19 protein-coding genes are annotated in these 19,353 nt (G+C 55.4%); 3 read left to right on the plus strand and 16 right to left on the minus strand.

The window, feature by feature from the left end; genetic code table 11:
- Positions 1-74: 74 nt before the first annotated feature.
- Positions 75-1,949, minus strand: coding sequence for a TRAP transporter large permease (locus tag DSD31_RS20545; protein WP_004858284.1), 1,875 nt, complete (start codon positions 1,947-1,949; stop codon positions 75-77).
- 75 nt (positions 1,950-2,024) lie between these two features.
- Entirely contained in the window at positions 2,025-2,981 is a 957-nt protein-coding gene (locus DSD31_RS20550; RefSeq protein ID WP_224050084.1) for a TRAP transporter substrate-binding protein, read from the minus strand.
- 567 nt (positions 2,982-3,548) lie between these two features.
- Here DSD31_RS20550 and gabD point away from each other — a divergent pair.
- A complete protein-coding gene (gene gabD / locus DSD31_RS20555) occupies positions 3,549-4,997 on the plus strand; it encodes an NADP-dependent succinate-semialdehyde dehydrogenase (RefSeq protein ID WP_004858280.1) in 1,449 nt (482 codons plus the stop codon).
- 66 nt (positions 4,998-5,063) lie between these two features.
- Here gabD and DSD31_RS26525 read toward each other — a convergent pair whose 3' ends face one another.
- From DSD31_RS26525 to gpt, 4 genes are all read right to left on the minus strand, one after another.
- The gene (locus tag DSD31_RS26525) at positions 5,064-5,429 is read right to left on the minus strand and encodes a hypothetical protein (protein WP_032717161.1); all 366 of its coding nucleotides are present in this window, start codon (positions 5,427-5,429) and stop codon (positions 5,064-5,066) included.
- 259 nt (positions 5,430-5,688) lie between these two features.
- Positions 5,689-6,087, minus strand: a complete 399-nt coding sequence (gene crl / locus DSD31_RS20570; RefSeq protein WP_004858274.1) for a sigma factor-binding protein Crl — start codon at positions 6,085-6,087, stop codon at positions 5,689-5,691.
- Between the two features lie 57 nt (positions 6,088-6,144).
- Positions 6,145-7,389 (minus strand): esterase FrsA, encoded by a 1,245-nt coding sequence (gene frsA, locus DSD31_RS20575; protein WP_004858270.1) that lies wholly within the window; start codon positions 7,387-7,389, stop codon positions 6,145-6,147.
- A gap of 107 nt (positions 7,390-7,496) precedes the next feature.
- Entirely contained in the window at positions 7,497-7,955 is a 459-nt protein-coding gene (gpt, locus tag DSD31_RS20580) for a xanthine phosphoribosyltransferase (RefSeq protein ID WP_004858267.1), read from the minus strand.
- A gap of 257 nt (positions 7,956-8,212) precedes the next feature.
- Between gpt and pepD the strand changes: the two genes are divergently transcribed.
- Positions 8,213-9,670: a cytosol nonspecific dipeptidase gene (gene pepD, locus DSD31_RS20585; protein WP_113991288.1), complete on the plus strand. Its 1,458-nt coding sequence runs from the start codon at positions 8,213-8,215 to the stop codon at positions 9,668-9,670.
- A 40-nt stretch (positions 9,671-9,710) separates the two neighbouring features.
- Here pepD and DSD31_RS20590 read toward each other — a convergent pair whose 3' ends face one another.
- From DSD31_RS20590 to DSD31_RS20630, 9 genes are all read right to left on the minus strand, one after another.
- The gene (locus DSD31_RS20590; protein ID WP_032724333.1) at positions 9,711-10,163 is read right to left on the minus strand and encodes a GNAT family N-acetyltransferase; all 453 of its coding nucleotides are present in this window, start codon (positions 10,161-10,163) and stop codon (positions 9,711-9,713) included.
- Positions 10,164-10,168: 5 nt separating this feature from the next.
- Complete coding sequence (dinB, locus tag DSD31_RS20595; RefSeq protein WP_004858258.1) at positions 10,169-11,224, minus strand: DNA polymerase IV; 1,056 nt, start codon at positions 11,222-11,224, stop codon at positions 10,169-10,171.
- 136 nt (positions 11,225-11,360) lie between these two features.
- The gene (nqrM, locus tag DSD31_RS20600; RefSeq protein WP_004858255.1) at positions 11,361-11,576 is read right to left on the minus strand and encodes a (Na+)-NQR maturation NqrM; all 216 of its coding nucleotides are present in this window, start codon (positions 11,574-11,576) and stop codon (positions 11,361-11,363) included.
- A gap of 2 nt (positions 11,577-11,578) precedes the next feature.
- Positions 11,579-12,802, minus strand: a complete 1,224-nt coding sequence (gene nqrF / locus DSD31_RS20605) for an NADH:ubiquinone reductase (Na(+)-transporting) subunit F (protein ID WP_015585087.1) — start codon at positions 12,800-12,802, stop codon at positions 11,579-11,581.
- A gap of 11 nt (positions 12,803-12,813) precedes the next feature.
- Positions 12,814-13,410: an NADH:ubiquinone reductase (Na(+)-transporting) subunit E gene (gene nqrE / locus DSD31_RS20610; protein ID WP_004858248.1), complete on the minus strand. Its 597-nt coding sequence runs from the start codon at positions 13,408-13,410 to the stop codon at positions 12,814-12,816.
- A 6-nt stretch (positions 13,411-13,416) separates the two neighbouring features.
- Positions 13,417-14,055 carry an NADH:ubiquinone reductase (Na(+)-transporting) subunit D gene (locus tag DSD31_RS20615; protein ID WP_004858245.1) on the minus strand — a complete coding sequence of 213 codons (639 nt, stop codon included), beginning with the start codon at positions 14,053-14,055 and terminating at the stop codon, positions 13,417-13,419.
- The gene (locus DSD31_RS20620) at positions 14,048-14,842 is read right to left on the minus strand and encodes a Na(+)-translocating NADH-quinone reductase subunit C (protein ID WP_004858241.1); all 795 of its coding nucleotides are present in this window, start codon (positions 14,840-14,842) and stop codon (positions 14,048-14,050) included. Before DSD31_RS20620 ends, DSD31_RS20615 begins: the two co-directional genes overlap by 8 nt.
- Positions 14,835-16,073 (minus strand): NADH:ubiquinone reductase (Na(+)-transporting) subunit B, encoded by a 1,239-nt coding sequence (locus tag DSD31_RS20625; protein WP_004858236.1) that lies wholly within the window; start codon positions 16,071-16,073, stop codon positions 14,835-14,837. The genes DSD31_RS20620 and DSD31_RS20625 overlap by 8 nt, the downstream gene beginning before the upstream one ends.
- Positions 16,074-16,076: 3 nt before the next feature.
- On the minus strand, positions 16,077-17,420 hold the full coding sequence (locus tag DSD31_RS20630) for a Na(+)-translocating NADH-quinone reductase subunit A (RefSeq protein ID WP_004858233.1): 1,344 nt from the start codon (positions 17,418-17,420) through the stop codon (positions 16,077-16,079).
- A gap of 410 nt (positions 17,421-17,830) precedes the next feature.
- Here DSD31_RS20630 and dpaA point away from each other — a divergent pair, with 410 nt between their 5' ends.
- Positions 17,831-18,571 (plus strand): peptidoglycan meso-diaminopimelic acid protein amidase, encoded by a 741-nt coding sequence (gene dpaA / locus DSD31_RS20640; RefSeq protein ID WP_015585090.1) that lies wholly within the window; start codon positions 17,831-17,833, stop codon positions 18,569-18,571.
- On the opposite strand, the gene DSD31_RS20645 is transcribed toward dpaA, so the two are convergent.
- Positions 18,542-19,309 carry a class II glutamine amidotransferase gene (locus DSD31_RS20645; protein WP_004858226.1) on the minus strand — a complete coding sequence of 256 codons (768 nt, stop codon included), beginning with the start codon at positions 19,307-19,309 and terminating at the stop codon, positions 18,542-18,544. The genes dpaA and DSD31_RS20645 overlap by 30 nt on opposite strands.
- Positions 19,310-19,353: the final 44 nt, after the last annotated feature.

Below are 19,353 nucleotides of genomic sequence, written 5' to 3' on the forward strand. Positions count from 1 at the left end.
CCTGCCGATATTGACAGGACGCCTCTTTTAACCGTGTTTAAATAACGGAATACTGTTGACGACTGGATTCACAATTAATAACCAGCGAGCCCCGGCAACCATGTTGTTAATGGTGGGACCATAGCCACGATAATAATCCCGACGAAGACTACCGCCAGATATTTTGCCATGGGCCGAATAACGTGTTTCATCTCCACGCCGCAAATGGCGCAAGTGGTATAAAGACCGAGTCCGATAGGCGGTGAAAAGAGACCAAAACCCATTGCCATAATCATAATGATGCCGAAATGCAGCGGGCTGAAACCAAGCTGAACGGCGATCGGTACCAGAATCGGCGCAAAGATAATCAGCGCCGGAGCCCCTTCCAGAACGGCGCCAAAAATAACCAGAATAACGATGGTTAATAGCAGAAACAGCCAGGCTCCCTGCTCAACCCCAATGCTGACCAGTAATTCCGCTATTTGCTGCGGGATCATCTGTATCGTCAGCGCATAAGAAAGGCTGGTGGCGCAGGCGACGATAAACAGCAGCACTCCGGACATGGCGGCGATATCGATAAACATTTTTACCGTCGCTTTGAACGTCAGTTCACGAAATGCAAGGCGACCGACGACGATGGCGTAAATCACTGCAAAAGCTGAGATTTCTGTCGAGGTGGCGATCCCCATCATGACGCCGCGGCCAATCATAAAGATCATCACCAGCCCAACGGCGGCACCAAGGTAGAGCTGCGTGCGCGGCCGTAATACCGGATACGCTTCGCTAACGTTGATTTTGCCGCCAAACCGGTTGGCGGCAATCATCAGCAGTACCAGCAGGCAGACGGCGGGCACCAGGCCTGCAATAAACAGCGCGCCAATCGAGATGTTCGCGACAAAGCCCATAACAATCAGATTCACGCAAGGTGGGATTGTTTCGGCCATCACGGCCGAGGCGGCAAACACCCCGGCGGCCTCTTCGCCATCCTGTTTAGCCCGACGCACCGCCGGCATCAGCACGCCGCCAACCGCCGCAACATCTGCCAGTTTGGAGCCGGAGATCCCGGAGAAAAAGGCCATCGACAGTACGGTAGTCATATTGAGTCCGCCGCGAAAGCGCCCCATGCCACGCACGATAAGTTCAACGAGCCGCGTTGACATCCCGTTGATCTCCATGGCGGCACCGGCAAGCAGGAAGAACGGAATAGCCAACAGCACGAAGTGATCTACCCCCGCCGCGACCTGCTGGGAGAAAAAGACAAACGGTAATGACGGATCGCAGATAAAGAACACCATCGCCGACAGACCAAGGGTAAACGCAATCGGTACGCCGGCGAGAATACCGAGCACAAAGCAGATCAGCATTAGCCCGGCAGCAGCGCTGGCGGGATCGGCCATGAGCGAAAGTTTCATATAGCCAATGGCGGCCAGAACCACAATGCCAAGGCCGCTGAACAGCACAACCCGAACACGTTCTCGCAAGGCCAGCTCCAGCGCCGCCACCATCATAACCAGCGAACCAATCAGCACCGGAATGACGTAGATTGTCTGCGGTAAACCGGTCTCCGTGGTTTGCAATCGCGCGGCCTGCACCAGGTCGTAGCTGGAAACGACGAGCCCAACCGAGACCAGAAACAGGATCCAGCGGCTGGCATGAACGACATAGGGTCGAACCCGTTCAGGCAGGAAACGCAGGAACAGATCGACGCCAATATGACCCCCTTTCGCCGTCGAGGTGGCCACGCCGAAAAACACCAGCGCAATCATCAGCGCGCGAGCCACCTCTTCGGCCCAATGAATGGGCGAGTGCAGCGCATAGCGCCAGATGACGGATGCAAACACCACCAGCACGTTGATAAACAGCACCAGCGCTCCGGCCCAGGCGGTTAAGGTGGTTAAAAAGCGGCTCAGTTTGCCCAATAGCGCAAGGGCAACGCACCCGTCCTTTGCTTTAATAGAGATATCAGCCATGTTGAATCTTCTCCACAAGATTGCCAATCTCACCGCTTAACCCCGCCGTGGCACGGGCGGGTTAAGCGGCGCCGATCATGACGGGTCTTTTGCCGCCGCGGTAATTTCATCAACGATGGGCTTCATATCCGGATATTGCTTGAGGAACGACTGCCACACGGGCTGCACCTGCTGATAGAAGAACTGGCGATCGGTTTCGCGGAACGTCACCCCTTTTGCTTCAAGGTTCTTTATTGCTTCCTGTTCTTTTTTACCCGCTTGCATGCGTTCATAGTCCGTCGCTTCTTTCGCCGCCGCCAGCACGTCCGCACGCAGCTCCGGCGGGATTTGTTCGAAACTCTTTTTATTCATCGCAATCATCAGCGGGTTGTAGCTGTGGCGAGTCAGGGTGCCGTTTTTGATGATTTCATAATATTTGCTCGCATAAATCGTCGGGGCATCGTGCTCTACGCCGTCAATAACGCCCATTTGCAGGCTGGAATAGACTTCACCGCCCGGCATCGGGATCGCCACCGCCCCCATATGGTTTAACGTGGCAATGAAATTAGGCACCGGCAGCACGCGAATTTTCAGGTTCTTTAAATCCTCCGGCTTTTCAATCACCTTTTTGGTATAAATATTACGCGCGCCGAGGTTAAAGCCGTAGCCGAGCACCATCACGTTGGCTTTATCCATCATTAAGGCGGAGAGTTTTTCCCCGGCGCTGCCGTCCAGCGCTTTCCCTACCTGACTGTAATCTTTAAATAAATAACCCAGATCCAGGACGCCCATTTCAGGTACCAGCGTGGCCCAAATGGATGTACCGGAGATCATCATATTAATTGCGCCAATGCGAACCTGCTGCGTCGCATCGGCCTCTTTGCCCAACATGCCGTTGGCAAAATAGTTGAGCTTAATTTGCCCTTTCAATTTCGCATTGTTGTTAATGTTTTCCTGAAAACGGCTGAACCAGATGTAGTGCGCCGAGGAGTCGTCCGCGGGGAGAGAAGAATAAACGCGGAAGTTGAGCGCCGCATGGGCTAAGGCGCTCACCGCACTTCCCGCTATCAGGGCCGAGCTCAAACAAGCAAAAGCTAAAAAACGTCTGGCCGAACAAAACTGTGTCATTTTCATCATCGTTATCCTTTCACGTACCGTTGAGGTGTCTGTAGCACCTTCGGGCCTCGCTAAATCGCCAGGGACTTCACTCATAACCGGAGGGTAAATTTCTACTGTAACGTTTTAGTGTAACGTTACAGACCGTATTCGCCTCGCCAGATAAAAGCAAGTTGCTTCCCCCCGTCATCGCGCATGATGTGTGAATTTTGTGGCAGGCGTCGCGAATTCAGACGCTGGTTTTACATCGTGAAAACGTCGTCATCGCTGTTTAGTCACTGTTTAGTCGCTGCTGTCATCTGACTCTGGCGACTACACTAAACAAACACAGGCGTACCTGGCTGGCGTAAAAGAAGAGGGCCGGAAAAGTCTTTACCGGGCATGACGCGGGTTCGCGCCGAGAGACGTTGGTAAACGTGAAGGCTATCGCAAACGCCGCTTTTGATTCTCCGCTACGCTGGAGTACGCCGTTCAACCGTTAACCTTCTGAGACAGGAAATAACCATGCAACTGAATGACCTAACCTTGTTCCGCCAGCAGGCATTTATCAATGGTGAGTGGCGTGATGCCCTCAGCAGCGATGTCATTACGGTGACCAACCCGGCGAACGGAGAGGTGCTGGGCTCAGTCCCTAAAATGGGCGCAGAAGAGACGCGCGATGCGATCCAGGCCGCCCATCGCGCCCTTCCCGCCTGGCGACAGCTAACGGCAAAAGAGCGCGCCGCGATCCTGCGCCGCTGGTTCGATCTGATGATGGCAAACCAGGACGATCTGGCCCGACTGATGACCCTGGAGCAGGGCAAACCGCTGGCAGAAGCAAAAGGCGAGATTGGCTACGCCGCTTCATTTATCGAATGGTTTGCCGAAGAGGGAAAACGCATTTATGGCGATACCATTCCCGGTCATCAGGCCGATAAGCGCCTGATCGTGATTAAACAGCCGATTGGCGTTACCGCCGCGATCACGCCGTGGAATTTTCCGGCGGCGATGATCACCCGTAAAGCCGGCCCGGCGTTAGCCGCCGGCTGCACAATGGTACTCAAACCCGCCAGCCAGACCCCTTTTTCCGCGCTGGCGCTGGCCGAACTGGCCAGACGCGCCGGGATCCCTGACGGCGTATTTAACGTGGTGACCGGCTCCGCCAGCGCGGTAGGTAATGAACTGACCGGCAACCCGCTGGTGCGTAAGCTGTCGTTTACCGGCTCCACGGAAATCGGCCGCCAGCTGATGGCGCAGTGTGCCCAGGACATCAAAAAAGTTTCGCTCGAACTGGGCGGTAACGCGCCGTTTATCGTGTTTGACGATGCCGATCTGGATAAAGCGGTAGAAGGCGCCATGGCGTCGAAGTTTCGTAACGCCGGGCAGACCTGCGTCTGCGCCAATCGCCTGTACGTGCAGGACGGGGTGTATGCGCGTTTTGCCGAAAAACTGCAGCAGGCGGTGGAGCAGCTGCACCTCGGCGACGGCCTTCAGGCGGGGGTCACAACCGGACCGTTGATTGATGAGAAAGCCATTGCCAAAGTGCAGGAACATATTGCCGATGCCGTCGGGAAAGGCGCCCGGGTCATCACCGGCGGGAAAGTGGATGCCCTCGGCGGCAACTTCTTTCAGCCGACTATTCTGGTCGATGTTCCCGACGGTGCAAAAGTGGCGAAAGAAGAGACGTTCGGCCCGTTGGCTCCTCTGTTCCGCTTCACAGATGAAGCGGATGTCATCCGCCAGGCCAACGATACTGAATTTGGCCTCGCCGCCTACTTCTATGCCCGTGATTTGAGCCGCGTTTTCCGCGTCGGCGAAGCGCTGGAGTATGGGATTGTGGGCATCAATACCGGGCTGATTTCCAACGAAGTCGCCCCGTTTGGTGGCGTGAAGGCTTCCGGTCTGGGCCGCGAAGGCTCGAAGTATGGCATTGAAGACTACTTAGAAATCAAATACATGTGTATTGGCCTTTAATTCACGTCCGTTCCAGGCAGCGGAGTCCCGATGGGGTAACCCTTCGGGCTCTGTTTGCGCCGCCGGCTACTCGCTTTTCTTGTAGCGCGGTAGCTCAACAACCGGATAGGAATACGTCTCCTGTACAATGCAGCGGTCAGGTGTCGCCATCCCGGAATAGAAGAAATAATAGTCCTGGCTGTCGGGGAAAAAGACCAGATCGTCGCCATTTTGAAAACGCGTCACGCGAAACGGGACATTGCTTTTGGTTTGCGCCTGTCTTATTCCGGCAGCAACCTGGAAGTGATCGCCCCATTTCATTGTCGACAGCTGGTAATGGAATTTTGAGATCGTCACGCTTTTGCGTAACGAGCAGGACAATTTCACTGCAGTCCCGGCAAATGCCGGAGAAAGAAACAGGCTTAACAGACTCATTAGTAATACAATCTTCATAAATATCTTTATTTTACAGGGCCATGTGGTGACGGTAACACGGATAGCCTGTTCAGGCATTCTCTTGGAACACATTTCCTCGGCACGGCGCGCTTCTAAGAAAAATCCTATAAACAGGGTTATGGAAATAAGTCCGACATCACTCAACGACACCAGTGATTAATGAAAATCTGGCAGTTTGAGGGCGGGTAAAGGAATAAAAAAATCCACGCGCTCGGGCGTGGATTTTTTTCGATATAACCAGATAATCGGCGAGATATCAGGCGCGCAGTCTGAGCGGCTCGCTAAAGTCATCGGCGGGTTCCAGCTTCAGGCTGAATGTCGCCAGCAATGCGTTAGCCCGATCGTGGAAATCACGCAGCGTTTTCTCAAGTTTCTCGCTGACTTCCGGATCGTCAATAGCCACCGGCCGCCAGCTCCCTTCTTTATCGAACAGGCCAAACTGATAGCTGTAAGTGAAGCGTGATGCCTGCGCTTCCATCTCCATCCACCATCCCCAGAACTCTCGTTTTTCCGGGGCGGGTTTTACATTGACGCAAACTGCCAGGCAATCGAAAAAGAAGCGGTTGTCTTCACACTGTTCTTCACGAATATAAGGGCCAAGAGCCGTGAATTTCTTAATCAGCTTACTCTTGAGGTGTCCACTCGGTAACGTCATTGCGATCTCCTTTAGTGATGCAACTGTTTTACCAAATCAATAAAATTTAGCAATATATTAACTAAATCTCTGATTGATCCAGCGGGCAATCTGGCGCAATGCGCGATCGAAATTGTGATAAACGGGCTTAAATGGAATCTCCAGCAGCTTACCATCGGCGGATGACGACGTAATTAAGCGCGATTCCTCTTCCGGGCTGAACGGATCGTTTTTCCAGAAGCCAGAAAGCATCGGCGTCGGACAGCGACGGCCCAGAAGCCCCTGGGTTTTTAATGAGTAGCGGTTCAGCTCTATGCGCAATGCTTCATCAGATGCATCGTGCATGCCCAGCCGCGATGCCAGAACGTCGAGATACATTTCCGGAACCCGGCCCTGGTGCAGCGGATCCACCAGCAGGTTATGCACCACCGGGCCGAGGCAGGCCACGGCTTTTAAGCGCTGCGGTTCCAGATAACCCAGACGGACGGCCACATTCGCCCCAAAACGGAAACCGAACGCTGCAACCCGGGTATGATCGACCCACGGCACATTCGTCAGGTGCCGCAACGCATGCTGATGCAGCAGGCTGGTATCCTGGGTTAGCTTCCATTTTGACGAGAAGCCTATCGAAGGCATATCCAGCGTCAGCATGGCAATCCCCAGCGGCGCAAAATAGTTCTCATACAGGCTGTAGTAGTCCGTCTGCAGCGCATCCAGACCGCCGCACATCAGGACCACCGGGAACGGACCTTCGCTTTTCGGCATATGTAAAAAGCCGGTCACCGGCGCGCCGCCGGGCACAGGAAACTCCAGCTCGCGCAGCTCGCCCGGCAGGCGAAGAGCCGCCTCTTCATAGGCCCGATTAGCCAGCGCCTGCGCCTGCTCCGCCAGCTCATCACCTTTAATATGTGGGTAGGCGGCAATGCTATAGAGATTGGATGCATGCAGCCAGTGGCGCCCGCTGCTCAGCGGATCGGCTTCCTGCCCGGCCTTTTGCTGCCAGATCATCGCCTGTTTGGCCCATTCGAAAATCCAGTTGCCGCCGCGATAGCCCACCACGGTGTCATAAAGCTCCGGATCCGTACGCTCAGCATCGCTCATCACAATGCGCGCCTGCACATCCAGGATCTCCTGTGGCGCCACGCCGCGCCAGATCCACATCAGACGGTTAATCAAGCGATACCAGTGATCGACATTGCTCCCGTCGAGCGCAGAGTGGATCGGCTGTTGCGAACCTGACGCAAACCGGCGCACCAGCGTAGACGTTTCTGGATGTTTGAATCGAGGTTTAAACAGTGTTTCGCTAAGGTTAGCTTGTGACATGTGCAGCCTCCATCGTGTTGCCACTCCGGGCTATTGTAACCTGCATACGGGCAAAAAAAACCACGCCCGGCATAACCGGGCGTGGTAAATAGCACTCACCTTGTAAATTAACGACCTGAGATCGGCGGTACGAACACCACGCCCATGTCCCACGGTTGTTCAATCCAGGTATCCTGCGGGATATCAACAACATAATCATCAACCAGCGGACGACCAGCCGGTTTAGCAAAAATGGTAACGAAGTGTGCTTTTGGGTACATTTCGCGAATAGCGACGGCGGTACCGCCGGTATCGACCAGGTCATCGATCACGATGAAACCTTCACCATCACCTTCAGCGCGTTTCAGGACGGTCAGCTCACGCTGGTTATCGTGGTCGTAGCTGGAAATGCAAACGGTATCAACATGACGAATACCCAGTTCACGCGCCAGTAATGCACCCGGTACCAGACCACCGCGGCTTACGGCAATAATGCCTTTCCATTGTTCAGAAGGCATCAGACGATTGGCCAGTTTGCGGGCGTGAATCTGCAACATGTCCCAGGTGACGACGTATTTTTCGCTCATGTGAAGTGTCCCAGCCTGTGTTATACGGCTTAAATGATGTTCGAGGGGGAAAATGGTTGCGCGAGATTATAGAGATCTGACGCACTAAAAACCAGTGTTAAGCGGCCATCCCAGCGCTTTTTGCGTTGTTTACACTACCAGTCGGCGTGGAAAGTGGTATTCTCAACCCCACCGCGCAAGCCTGCGCCTGTTGTATTTTTTATTGCTAACCCTCGACCTGCAAAAGACTTTTGCAGGCGATCGTAAGGAGACTCATCGTGTCTGAATTGTCTCAATTATCCCCGCAGCCGCTATGGGATATTTTTGCCAAAATCTGCTCCATTCCCCATCCGTCCTATCACGAAGAACAACTCGCTGAACACATCATGGGCTGGGCAAAAGAAAAAGGCTTACACGCAGAACGCGATCAGGTTGGCAACATTCTGATTCGTAAGGCCGCCACGGCCGGTATGGAAAACCGTAAACCGGTTGTTCTGCAGGCGCACCTCGATATGGTGCCGCAGAAAAACAACGACACCGTTCATGACTTCACTAAAGATCCGATTCAGCCATATATCGATGGCGAGTGGGTCAAAGCGCGCGGCACCACCCTGGGCGCGGATAACGGCATCGGTATGGCTTCTGCGCTGGCAGTGCTGGCTGATGACAGCGTCGTACATGGCCCGCTGGAAGTGCTGCTGACCATGACCGAAGAAGCCGGCATGGACGGCGCGTTTGGTCTTCAGGCTAACTGGCTGCAGGCCGATATCCTGATCAATACCGACTCTGAAGAAGAGGGCGAAATCTATATGGGTTGCGCCGGCGGTATCGACTTTACCTCCAACCTGACCTTAACCCGCGAAGCGGTGCCGGCAGGTTTCCAGAGCTTTAAGCTGACCTTAAAAGGGCTGAAAGGCGGTCACTCCGGCGGCGAAATTCACGTCGGTCTGGGGAACGCCAACAAGCTGCTGGCCCGTTTCCTCGCCGGTCACGCGCAAGAGCTGGACCTGCGTCTGGTCGATTTCAACGGCGGCACCCTGCGTAACGCCATTCCGCGTGAAGCTTTCGCTACCGTCGCGGTCGCGGCCGATAAGGTCGATGCGCTGAAAGCGCTGGTCGCCACCTATCAGGACATCCTGAAAAACGAACTGGCGGCAAAAGAGAAAAATCTGGTGCTGCTGCTGGACTCTGTCGTCAACGACAAAGCGGCCCTGACCGTGCAATCCCGTGACGGCTTTGTGCGTCTGCTCAACGCCACGCCAAACGGTGTTATTCGTAACTCTGACGTGGCAAAAGGCGTTGTCGAGACCTCTCTGAACGTCGGCGTCGTGACCATGACCGATGATAATGTTGAGATCCACTGCCTGATTCGTTCGCTGATCGACAGCGGCAAAGATTATGTCGTCAGCATGCTGGATTCACTGGGTAAACTGGCGGGCGCGAAAACCGACGCCAAAGGCGCATACCCTGGCTGGCAGCCGGACGCGAACTCACCGGTGATGCATCTGGTGCGTGAAACCTATCAGCGTCTGTTCAACAAGACGCCGAACATCCAGATTATCCACGCCGGCCTGGAATGCGGTCTGTTCAAGAAACCGTACCCGAATATGGATATGGTCTCCATCGGGCCAACCATTACCGGCCCGCACTCTCCGGATGAGCAGGTGCATATCGAAAGCGTTGGTCAATACTGGACGCTGCTGACGGAACTGCTGAAAGCGATTCCTGCGAAGTAAGTTACGGCAATAAACGGTCCGGATAGCGGCGCGTGGCGCCTTATCCGGGCCGTCTCACCTTCTCCATACGGTAATTAATAAACGTCTCGCCGCGCACCGCCACCTGCTGTTCTTCCACGACCCTGAAACCATGCCGTTCAAAACACGGTTTTGCCGTAATGCTCGCGTCGACCGTCAGGGAGCCATGCGGTATCTGCGTAAACAGTTCCTGGAGTAGCGCGCTGGCAATACCCCGGCGGCCATACTCCGGCGCCACAAACAGGAGATCGATATAGCGGTCCACGGCGGTGATAAACCCCACAGGACGCTGGTCCATCGCCGCGACCCATACCAGAGACTCCCTCATTTTGTGCCGCCAGCGGGTCTCGTCTATCTGCGCCCAGGCGGCTATCTGGCGGGGTGAATAATCATGACTGGCGGTCTCTTGTACCGCGCGCAGAAAAATGGCGCACAGCGCAGTAAAATCATCGTCGCGATAAGGTCTGATCTTCAGCATCGTTATAACCCCAGTACCAGCTGCCGCTCCAGTTGAGGATCGAGCAGCGTCACATGCAACCCGACCAGCCGCACTCCGCGACCGCCCCGCCGTTCGTGCCAGGCTTTGTAGGCGGTGGAGAGCAAATCCTCTTTATTCAGGCGCGGCCAGACATGTTCCTGAGTGGTCAGCTGAAAATCATTGAATTTCAGCTTTACCCCCTGACGGGCAATCAGAAGGTCCGGTTTGACCTTCAGCACCCGCCGCTCCAGCTCTGGATAGAGGTGCTCAATGATGCTCTCACAGGCAGACCACTCGTGGATATCCTCCACCAGCGTACGCTCAACGCCAACCGATTTACGCTGTCGGGTGTTGTTGATCTCCCGCTCATCGATTCCCTGGCTACGCTCCCACAGGATCCGACCAAACTTACCAAAACGGCGGAGCAACATCGCCAGGTCGCTTTTCTGCACATCTTCGCAGGTACGCAGCCCCATGCTTTCCAGCTTTGCGGCTGAGACTTTCCCCACGCCGGGGATCTTCGCCAGCGGCAGCGTTCGGACAAACTCCGCGACCTGATGCGGCGCAATCACAAACTGACCGTTGGGTTTATTCATATCGGAAGCAATTTTCGCCAGAAATTTTACCGGCGCGATACCGGCAGAGGCGGTCAGTTCAAGCTCGTGAAAAATGGTCTGGCGAATCTCTTCCGCGATCAGCGTCGCAGAGCCCTGGCAGTGAACGCTATCGCTGACGTCGAGATACGCCTCATCCAGAGACAGCGGTTCAATTAACGACGTGTAGCGTGAGAAGATTTCACGGATATGGGACGAGGCCTCTTTGTAGGCATCAAAGCGGCCGGGTAGCAGGGTTAAATGCGGGCAAAGCTTGAGGGCCATCGCGGTCGGCATCGCGCTGCGTACGCCAAATTTGCGCGCCGGATAGTTGGCCGTGCTGATCACCCCCCGCTGTACCCGGCTACCGCCGATGGCAATGGGGATATCACGCAGGGCTGGATTATCCCGCATTTCCACGGCGGCAAAAAAGCAGTCCATATCGACATGGATAATTTTGCGCATACTCAGCCCTCAACGATTACTGGTTAAGTATACAGTAATAATACAAGGAATGAGAAGCGGGGTTTGTAGGGCTGATAAGCTTGCGCCATCAGGCAATAATGCCCGGCGGCGCAAGCTTGCCGGGCCTACGGAGAGATCAGAGGATCCGATTTTGCTGGCGCTGTGCTTCACGAGCCATGCGCTTTTTACGTGCATCGCACGGCTCCGGGCAGTCGCAGACCTTCTCAAGCCCCAGCGATGAGATACCGCCGCAGCTGCCCTGGAGACTTTTGCGCTTTATCAGATATCCTAAGGACATCCCCAGAATAACCAGCGCGAAAATGACGAAGGTTGCCACAAACACCGTCAACATCATTAACCTCCAAAGTCATCCAACATGATGTTGTCATCCTCAACGCCAAGATCTTTTAGCATCTTGATCACTGCGGCATTCATCACCGGCGGCCCACACATATAAAACTCGCAGTCCTCCGGCGCCGGATGATCGCGCAGGTAGTTTTCATACAGCACATTGTGAATAAAGCCGGTGTGGCCGTTCCAGTTATCTTCCAGCTGCGGATCGGAAAGCGCCACGTGGAAGGTAAAGTTCGGATTTTCACGTGCCAGCTGTTCAAACTCATCGTCATAGAACATTTCACGCAGCGAACGGGCGCCGTACCAGAAGCTGATTTTGCGCTTGCTGTGCAACCGTTTAAGCTGGTCGAAAATATGCGAACGCATGGGCGCCATACCAGCGCCACCGCCGATAAAGACCATCTCGGCGTCCGTCTCTTTCGCGAAGAACTCGCCGAACGGCCCGGAAATCGTCACCTTATCACCGGCTTTCAGCGACCAGATATACGAAGACATGATCCCCGGCGGCGCATCCGGCACTTTCGGCGGTGGCGTCGCAATACGCACGTTGAGCATAATGATGCCCTTCTCATCCGGATAGTTCGCCATCGAATAGGCGCGCAGCGTCGGCTCTTTAACCTCGGAAACATAGCGGAACAGATTAAATTTATCCCAGTCCGCGCGGTACTCGTCCGGCACGTCAAAATCGGCATACGCCACTTTATGCGACGGACATTCAATCTGAATATAGCCGCCCGCGCGGAACGGCACGCTTTCGCCTTCCGGGATGGCCAGCTTCAGCTCTTTAATGAAAGTCGCTTTGTTATCATTGGAGATAACTTCACACTCCCATTTTTTGACGCCAAAAATCTCTTCCGGCAGCGCGATCTTCATGTTTTGTTTCACGGCGACCTGACAGGCCAGACGGCAGCCCTCTTTCGCCTCGCGTTTGCTGATATGGGAAAGTTCGGTAGGCAGGATATCACCGCCCCCCTCCTTCACCGTCACCCGGCACTGGCCGCAGGAACCGCCGCCGCCGCAGGCAGAAGAGATAAAGATCCCGTTGCTGGACAGCGTATTCAGCAGCTTATCGCCCGCCGGCGTGCGAATCTGTTTATCCGCTTCATTATTGATTTCAATAACCACATCACCGGCGTTGACCAGCTTCGAGCGCGCCGCCAGGATCAGCCCCGACAGCACCAGCACGATCAGCGTGAACATCACGACGCCAAGAATAATTTCCATACTTTCCGCCCTTATAGCTGCACACCGGAGAATGACATAAAGCCCAGCGCCATCAGACCTGTGGTAATAAAGGTGATCCCTAACCCGCGCAGACCCGCGGGCACATTTGCGTATTTCATTTTTTCGCGGATGCCCGCCATCGCCACAATCGCCAGCATCCAGCCGATACCGGAGCCGAAGCCATACACGATGGATTCCGGGAAGTTATAGTCGCGCTGCACCATAAAGGAGACGCCGCCAAAAATGGCGCAGTTCACGGCAATAAGCGGCAGGAAGATCCCCAGTGCGTTGTACAGCGACGGGAAATACTTATCGAGGATCATCTCCAGAATCTGCACCAGCGCGGCGATCACCCCGATAAAGGTGATGAAGTTGAGGAAGCTCAAATCCACCCCGTCCACCAGCGCACCGTCGCGCAGTACGAGGTTGTAAATCAGGTTGTTCACCGGCACGGAAATGCCGAGCACCACCGTCACCGCTACGCCAAGACCAAACGCCGTGGAGACTTTCTTCGACACCGCAAGAAACGTACACATGCCGAGAAAGAAGGCCAGCGCCATGTTTTCAACAAACACCGCGCGGACAAAAAGACTGAGGTAATGAGCCATACTCGGTTACTCCTTCTCCTGCTGTTCCGGCTTCCAGCTGCGCAGCGCCCAGATCAGCAGACCGATGATGAAAAACGCGCTCGGCGCGAGCAGGAACAGGCCGTTCGGCTGATACCAGCCGCCGTTCTGCACGGTTTGCAGCACGGTGACGCCAAACAGTTTGCCGCTGCCGATAAGCTCGCGCAGGAAACCGACAATCATCAGAATGGCGCCGTAGCCCAGACCGTTACCGATACCGTCCATAAAGCTCGCCAGCGGCGGCGACTTCATGGCATACGCTTCCGCGCGCCCCATCACGATACAGTTGGTGATGATAAGCCCGACGAACACCGACAGCTGTTTGGAGACTTCGTAGGCGTAGGCGCGCAGCAGCTGATCGACGACGATCACCAGCGAGGCGATGATCGCCATCTGCACGATAATGCGCACGCTGTTGGGAATATGGTGGCGGATCATCGAGATAAACATGCTGGAAAACGCCGTCACCAGCGTTACCGCGATAGTCATGACGAATGCGGTTTCCAGCTTGGTGGTCACCGCCAGCGCCGAACAGACCCCCAGCACCTGCAGGGCAATAGGGTTGTTGCTAATCAACGGCCCGACCAGCACCCGTTTTACTTCTTTCATCTCATCGAGCTCAGCCATTGTTCAGGCCTCCTTCACGAATCTGCTTGAGGAACGGACCAAAGCCCTGCTCCCCCATCCAGAAATCAAAACTGTGCTGCACGCCGTTGGACGTGAGCGTTGCGCCGGAAAGGCCGTCAACCGCGTAGTCATCACCCTGACGCGCACCGCCTTTCACCACTTTCAGCGCCGGCATGCCGCTGTCGTCGAGCACTTTTTTGCCGATGAACTGTTTACGCCAGGCGGGGTTTTCCACTTCGCCGCCAAGGCCCGGCGTTTCGCCCTGATCGTAATAGGTGATGCCTTTCACGGTACGGCCATCGGTATCAAGCGCCACAAAGGCGTACATCATCGACCACAGGCCGTTGCCGTAAATCGGCAGCACCACTTCCTGAACCTTTTTCTGCTCGTCTTTCACGAGGTAGATTTCCACCACGTTAGTACGACGCTTGATGCCCGCCGGATCCTGGCTGGCCTCCAGCACGGTACTTTGCTCAGGATCTTTCAGCGCCAGCCCCTGATTAAAGGAGTCCGGATCTTTTTCCAGCAGTTCGCCGCTTTTCAAATCCAGCAGCCGCGGGCTGATGCGCTCGGCAAACACCGAGGCAATCTCCTCCTGCTTCATGTCCGGCTGCATCAGCCCGGCAACGGAGAGAATGTTACGCTGTTTATCGAGCGCTTTTTGCTCCTGCTGGCGCGGCTTCAGCCCCACCGCAGAACCGGCAACAATGACCGAGCAGACCAGGCAAAGCACCAGCACCACCAGCAGCGTTTTGCCGATGCTATCGTTACTTTTTTTCTCAGCCACGCGACTTCCTCCGCTTGATATTGGCCTGCACCACCAGGTAATCGAACAGTGGCGCAAAGAGGTTGGCAAACAGAATGGCCAGCATCATCCCTTCCGGATAGGCCGGGTTCACCACGCGGATCAGCACGCACATCGCGCCAATCAGCGCACCGTATGCCCACTTTCCTTTGTCGGTGAACGACGCCGACACCGGGTCGGTCGCCATAAACATCATGCCAAAGGCAAAACCGCCGAGCACCAGATGCCAGTACCACGGCATGGCAAACATCGGGTTGGTATCAGAGCCAACAAAGTTAAACAGCGTTGCCGTGGCAATCATGCCAATCATCACCCCGGCGACAATGCGCCAGGAGGCGACGCGACCGAAAATGATGATGGCGCCGCCAAGCAGAATCATCAGCGTCGAGACCTCGCCGATGGAGCCGGGAATATTGCCGAGGAAGGCATCCATCCAGCTGACCGGCTGGCCGCTGGTGACATTCACCAGCGCTTCACCGCCGCGGCTCGCCCACTGAGAAAGCGGCGTTGCGCCGGAGAAACCGTCCGCCGCCGTCCACACCAGATCGCCGGAAATTTGCGCCGGATAGGCGAAGAACAGGAATGCACGCCCGGCCAGCGCCGGGTTGAGGAAGTTACGCCCGGTGCCGCCGAAGATCTCTTTGCCAATCACCACGCCAAAACTGATGCCCAGCGCCGCCTGCCATAACGGCAGCGTCGGCGGCACAATCAGCGCGAACAGAATGGAGGTAACAAAGAAGCCTTCGTTGATTTCGTGTTTGCGCACGATGGCGAACAGCACTTCCCAAAAGCCGCCGACGATAAACACGGTGAGATAAATGGGCAGGAAGAACACTGCGCCCAGCCCCATCATGCTCAGCCAGCCCGCATCCGGGCCAAAGTTCACCCCCAGCCACTGCGCCACGCTATAGTGCCAGTGGCTGGCGATCACCTGCTGCAGCTGCTCCGCGCCGTAGAGTTTGTGTAGCGCCGGGATAGTTTGCAGCCCGACGTTGTACATGCCCCAGAACATCGCCGGGAACACCGCCAGCCACACCAGGATCATCATCCGCTTGAGGTCGATGGCATCACGGACGTGAGAGGCCCCTTTCGTCACCTGACCCGGGGTATAGAAAATAGTCGCCGCCGCCTCATACAACGGGTAGTACTTTTCTAGTTTGCCGCCGTGGGTGAAGTGCGGCTCAATTTTTTCCAGCAGATTTTTCAAACCCATCACTTATCCTTCCTGCTCAATGCGGGTTAAGACGTCACGCAGCAGCGGGCCGTATTCATATTTTGCCGGGCAGACGTAGGTGCAGAGCGCTAAATCTTCTTCATCCAGCTCCAGGCAGCCCAGCGCCTGCGCGCTGTCGGTGTCTCCCGCCAGCAAATCCCGCAGCAGATGCGTCGGCAGAATATCCAGCGGCATCACGCGCTCGTAGTTGCCGATGGGAACCATCGCACGCTCGCCGCCGTTGGTATCCGTTGAGAAACTGAACAGTTTGTGTTTGAGAAAATGTCCGAGCGTGGTGCGGGTAATCGAAAATTTGTCTTTGCCCGGCATCACCCAACCAAACAGCTCCTTCTCACGCCCTTCCTTCACGACGCTCACCTGCAGGTGATAGCGACCAAGGAACGCATACGGCCCCTGGGCGTGGGTACCGCTCAGCACCGAGCCGGAAATGACCCGGTTTTCCCCCTCCAGCAGCTCACCGGCCAGCAGTTCATCAAGACTGGCGCCGCAGCAGGTTTCGATCAGCCGCGGCTCTTTGACCTGCGGGCCCCCGAGCGCAATCACGCGTTTGCTGTAAAGTTCCCCGTCGAGAAACAGCCGGCCGATGGCGATAACATCTTGATAGTTAAGGTGCCAGACCTGTTTATTCAGGCTGACGGGCTCAAGGAAATGGATATGGGTGCCTGCCAGCCCGGCCGGATGCGGCCCGGCGAACTGGTTAAAGGTCACCTGCCCTGCGGGGTGGCCACCGAGCTTGCCGCCGCTGGCCTGGCAGACATGCACTTTGCCATCCGTCAGGCTGGTGAGCACGGTGAGTCCCGCATCGAAGGCCTCGCGGTGGGCCAGAATAATCGGTTGCGGATCTGCCGCCAGCGGGTTGGTATCAATAGCGGTCACGAAAATCGCCGCCGGTACGCTCCCCGGCACCGGCGTTTTACTAAACGGACGGGTGCGGAATGCCGTCCATTGGCCGGAAGTCAGCAGCTGCTGCTGCACAGTTTCCCGCGCCAATCCAGCCAGGTCGCCCGGTGCATAGCGGGGGAAGGAGACGGCCTCATCGCCGTCGACATCGATAACAATGGATTGCAGAACCCGACGTTCGCCGCGATGGATGGCGCCAATCACCCCAGCCGCAGGTGCGGTAAAGCAGACGCCGGGGTTCTTTTTGTCTTCGAAGAGGATCTGCCCTTTTTGTACCCGGTCACCTTCGCGCACCGCCATTGAGGGGCGCATACCGACGTACTCCTCGCCCAGCAGCGCGACGCGTTTGACGGCAACCTGAGAAGTTTTCTGCTGTGATGGCATGCCAGCTATGGGCAGATTCAGCCCTTTCGTGATTTTAATCATATCGTTAGCAGGTATCCGTAACTTAAACCTCGATATCAGACCGAGGCCAGCAACATTGATGGGAAATCAGAGAAAAGGAAAAGCTGAGTCCTGGCGGTTCACAAGACGGGAGAGAAGCATCCTTTCTTACCCTGATCGTTAAGCGGCGCAAGTGTAACATTTCGTGAGCGGCGTCAGTAGATAAACCACGATTAACTACCTATAAAATGAGATCTATTGCGCAAAGTTCTGACTGCGCTTTGACGTCAGATTCGCTATAAAGGACAACTAAATTGTAAACGCGGTAAGGCCGCGCTTGCGAAAAAATGCCGTGATGCTAATGTGAGCGCTCTAAATCCAGAAAAGTCTGATTTCGGGTATCTCTTGCCGTCCTGGCAATGTGGTTTTTGATTTATCAAGGAACAAGCAGTATGCGCAAAATCGCATTATTTATTGCGATGCTTCTGTTGCCGTGCGTTTCATTTGCTGGGTTACTCAGCAATAGCGGCTCGACGACGCCGGTTAGCAAAGAATACAAGCAACAATTAATGGGTTCCCCGGTTTACATTGAGATCTTCAAAGAAGAGCGTACGCTCGATCTCTACGTCAAAATGGGCGAAACCTACCAGCTACTCGACAGCTACCGGATCTGTAACTATTCCGGCGGTCTGGGGCCGAAGCAGCGTCAGGGCGACTTCAAAAGTCCGGAAGGGTTTTATAGCGTGACGCGCAATCAGCTCAAGCCTGACAGCCGTTTCTATAAAGCCATTAATATCGGCTTCCCGAACGCCTACGATCGCGCCCATGGTTATGAAGGTAAATACCTGATGATTCACGGTGCCTGCGTATCCATCGGCTGCTACGCGATGACCGATACCGGCATTGATGAGATTTTCCAGTTTGTGACCGGCGCGCTCGTGTTCGGCCAGTCCAGCGTGCAGGTCAGCATTTATCCTTTCCGCATGACCAATGCCAATATGGAACGCCACAAATACTCCTACTATGCGGATTTCTGGAAACAGCTGAAGCCAGGCTACGACTATTTCCAGCAAACCCATAAGCCGCCGGTTATCTCAGTGGCCGATGGCCGCTATATCGTCAGCAAGCCGCTCAGTCATGAAGTTATCCAGCCGCAGCTGGCTTCAAACTACACGGTCCCCGAGGCAAAATAACGCCCACTCGCCTGGCATGATTTTATGCCAGGTCTCGTTGCCGGTCAGCGGCTGAGTGGCGATAACGGTGACCACATCGTTAGGTGTGGTCTCCCGTTGAAAATCGATTTCTACGTCCTGATCCAGTAACGTTGCCACGCCAAACGGCGCCCGCCGCGTAATCCAGTGCAGATTCGTCGAGCAAAACGCCATCACGTAACGCCCGTCCGACAACAGCATATTAAAGACGCCTTTTTCCCGTAGCGAGCCCGCGAGGGTGGCGATAAAGCTGAACACTTCAACCATATCGTCCGGCGTCCCCGAATAGCGCTCGGTCAGGCAGTGCAGCAGCCAGCAGAAGGCTTTTTCGCTGTCGGTCTCGCCGATCGGCTGGAGATTTCCGGTATCCAGGGACTCATAGCCCTCTAACTGGCCGTTATGAGCATAGGTCCAGTTGCGTCCCCACAGCTCGCGGGTAAAGGGATGGGTGTTTTCCAGCGCAACGATACCGCGGTTAGCCTGGCGAATATGGGCGATGACTGAGCACGATTTGATGGGATAGTCCTGTACCAGTTTCGCAATCGGCGACTGGAAGCTGGGCTGCGGATCTTTAAATGTGCGACAGCCTTTACCTTCATAAAAGGTAATACCCCAGCCATCTTTATGCGGGCCGGTGCCTCCACCGCGCTGAACCAGCCCGGTAAAGCTAAAACAAATATCTGTTGGCACATTCGCGCTCATCCCGAGCAATTCGCACATACATCACCTCTTCGCACTTTCAGGCAGTGCCGGGTGGCGCGCAG

The organism is Klebsiella sp. X13 (assembly GCF_003323835.1).
In the GTDB taxonomy this organism is placed as follows: Bacteria; Pseudomonadota; Gammaproteobacteria; order Enterobacterales; family Enterobacteriaceae; genus Klebsiella; species Klebsiella ornithinolytica.

Coding starts and splice junctions, on each gene's coding strand:
- DSD31_RS20545 (WP_004858284.1), bottom strand. CDS start 1,949: ATGGCTGATATCTCTATTAAAGCAAAGGACGGGTGCGTTGCCCTTGCG.
- gabD (WP_004858280.1), top strand. CDS start 3,549: ATGCAACTGAATGACCTAACCTTGTTCCGCCAGCAGGCATTTATCAAT.
- DSD31_RS26525 (WP_032717161.1), bottom strand. CDS start 5,429: ATGAAGATTGTATTACTAATGAGTCTGTTAAGCCTGTTTCTTTCTCCG.
- crl (WP_004858274.1), bottom strand. CDS start 6,087: ATGACGTTACCGAGTGGACACCTCAAGAGTAAGCTGATTAAGAAATTC.
- frsA (WP_004858270.1), bottom strand. CDS start 7,389: ATGTCACAAGCTAACCTTAGCGAAACACTGTTTAAACCTCGATTCAAA.
- gpt (WP_004858267.1), bottom strand. CDS start 7,955: ATGAGCGAAAAATACGTCGTCACCTGGGACATGTTGCAGATTCACGCC.
- dinB (WP_004858258.1), bottom strand. CDS start 11,224: ATGCGCAAAATTATCCATGTCGATATGGACTGCTTTTTTGCCGCCGTG.
- nqrM (WP_004858255.1), bottom strand. CDS start 11,576: ATGTTGACGGTGTTTGTGGCAACCTTCGTCATTTTCGCGCTGGTTATT.
- nqrF (WP_015585087.1), bottom strand. CDS start 12,802: ATGGAAATTATTCTTGGCGTCGTGATGTTCACGCTGATCGTGCTGGTG.
- nqrE (WP_004858248.1), bottom strand. CDS start 13,410: ATGGCTCATTACCTCAGTCTTTTTGTCCGCGCGGTGTTTGTTGAAAAC.
- DSD31_RS20615 (WP_004858245.1), bottom strand. CDS start 14,055: ATGGCTGAGCTCGATGAGATGAAAGAAGTAAAACGGGTGCTGGTCGGG.
- DSD31_RS20625 (WP_004858236.1), bottom strand. CDS start 16,073: ATGGGTTTGAAAAATCTGCTGGAAAAAATTGAGCCGCACTTCACCCAC.
- DSD31_RS20630 (WP_004858233.1), bottom strand. CDS start 17,420: ATGATTAAAATCACGAAAGGGCTGAATCTGCCCATAGCTGGCATGCCA.
- dpaA (WP_015585090.1), top strand. CDS start 17,831: ATGCGCAAAATCGCATTATTTATTGCGATGCTTCTGTTGCCGTGCGTT.
- DSD31_RS20645 (WP_004858226.1), bottom strand. CDS start 19,309: ATGTGCGAATTGCTCGGGATGAGCGCGAATGTGCCAACAGATATTTGT.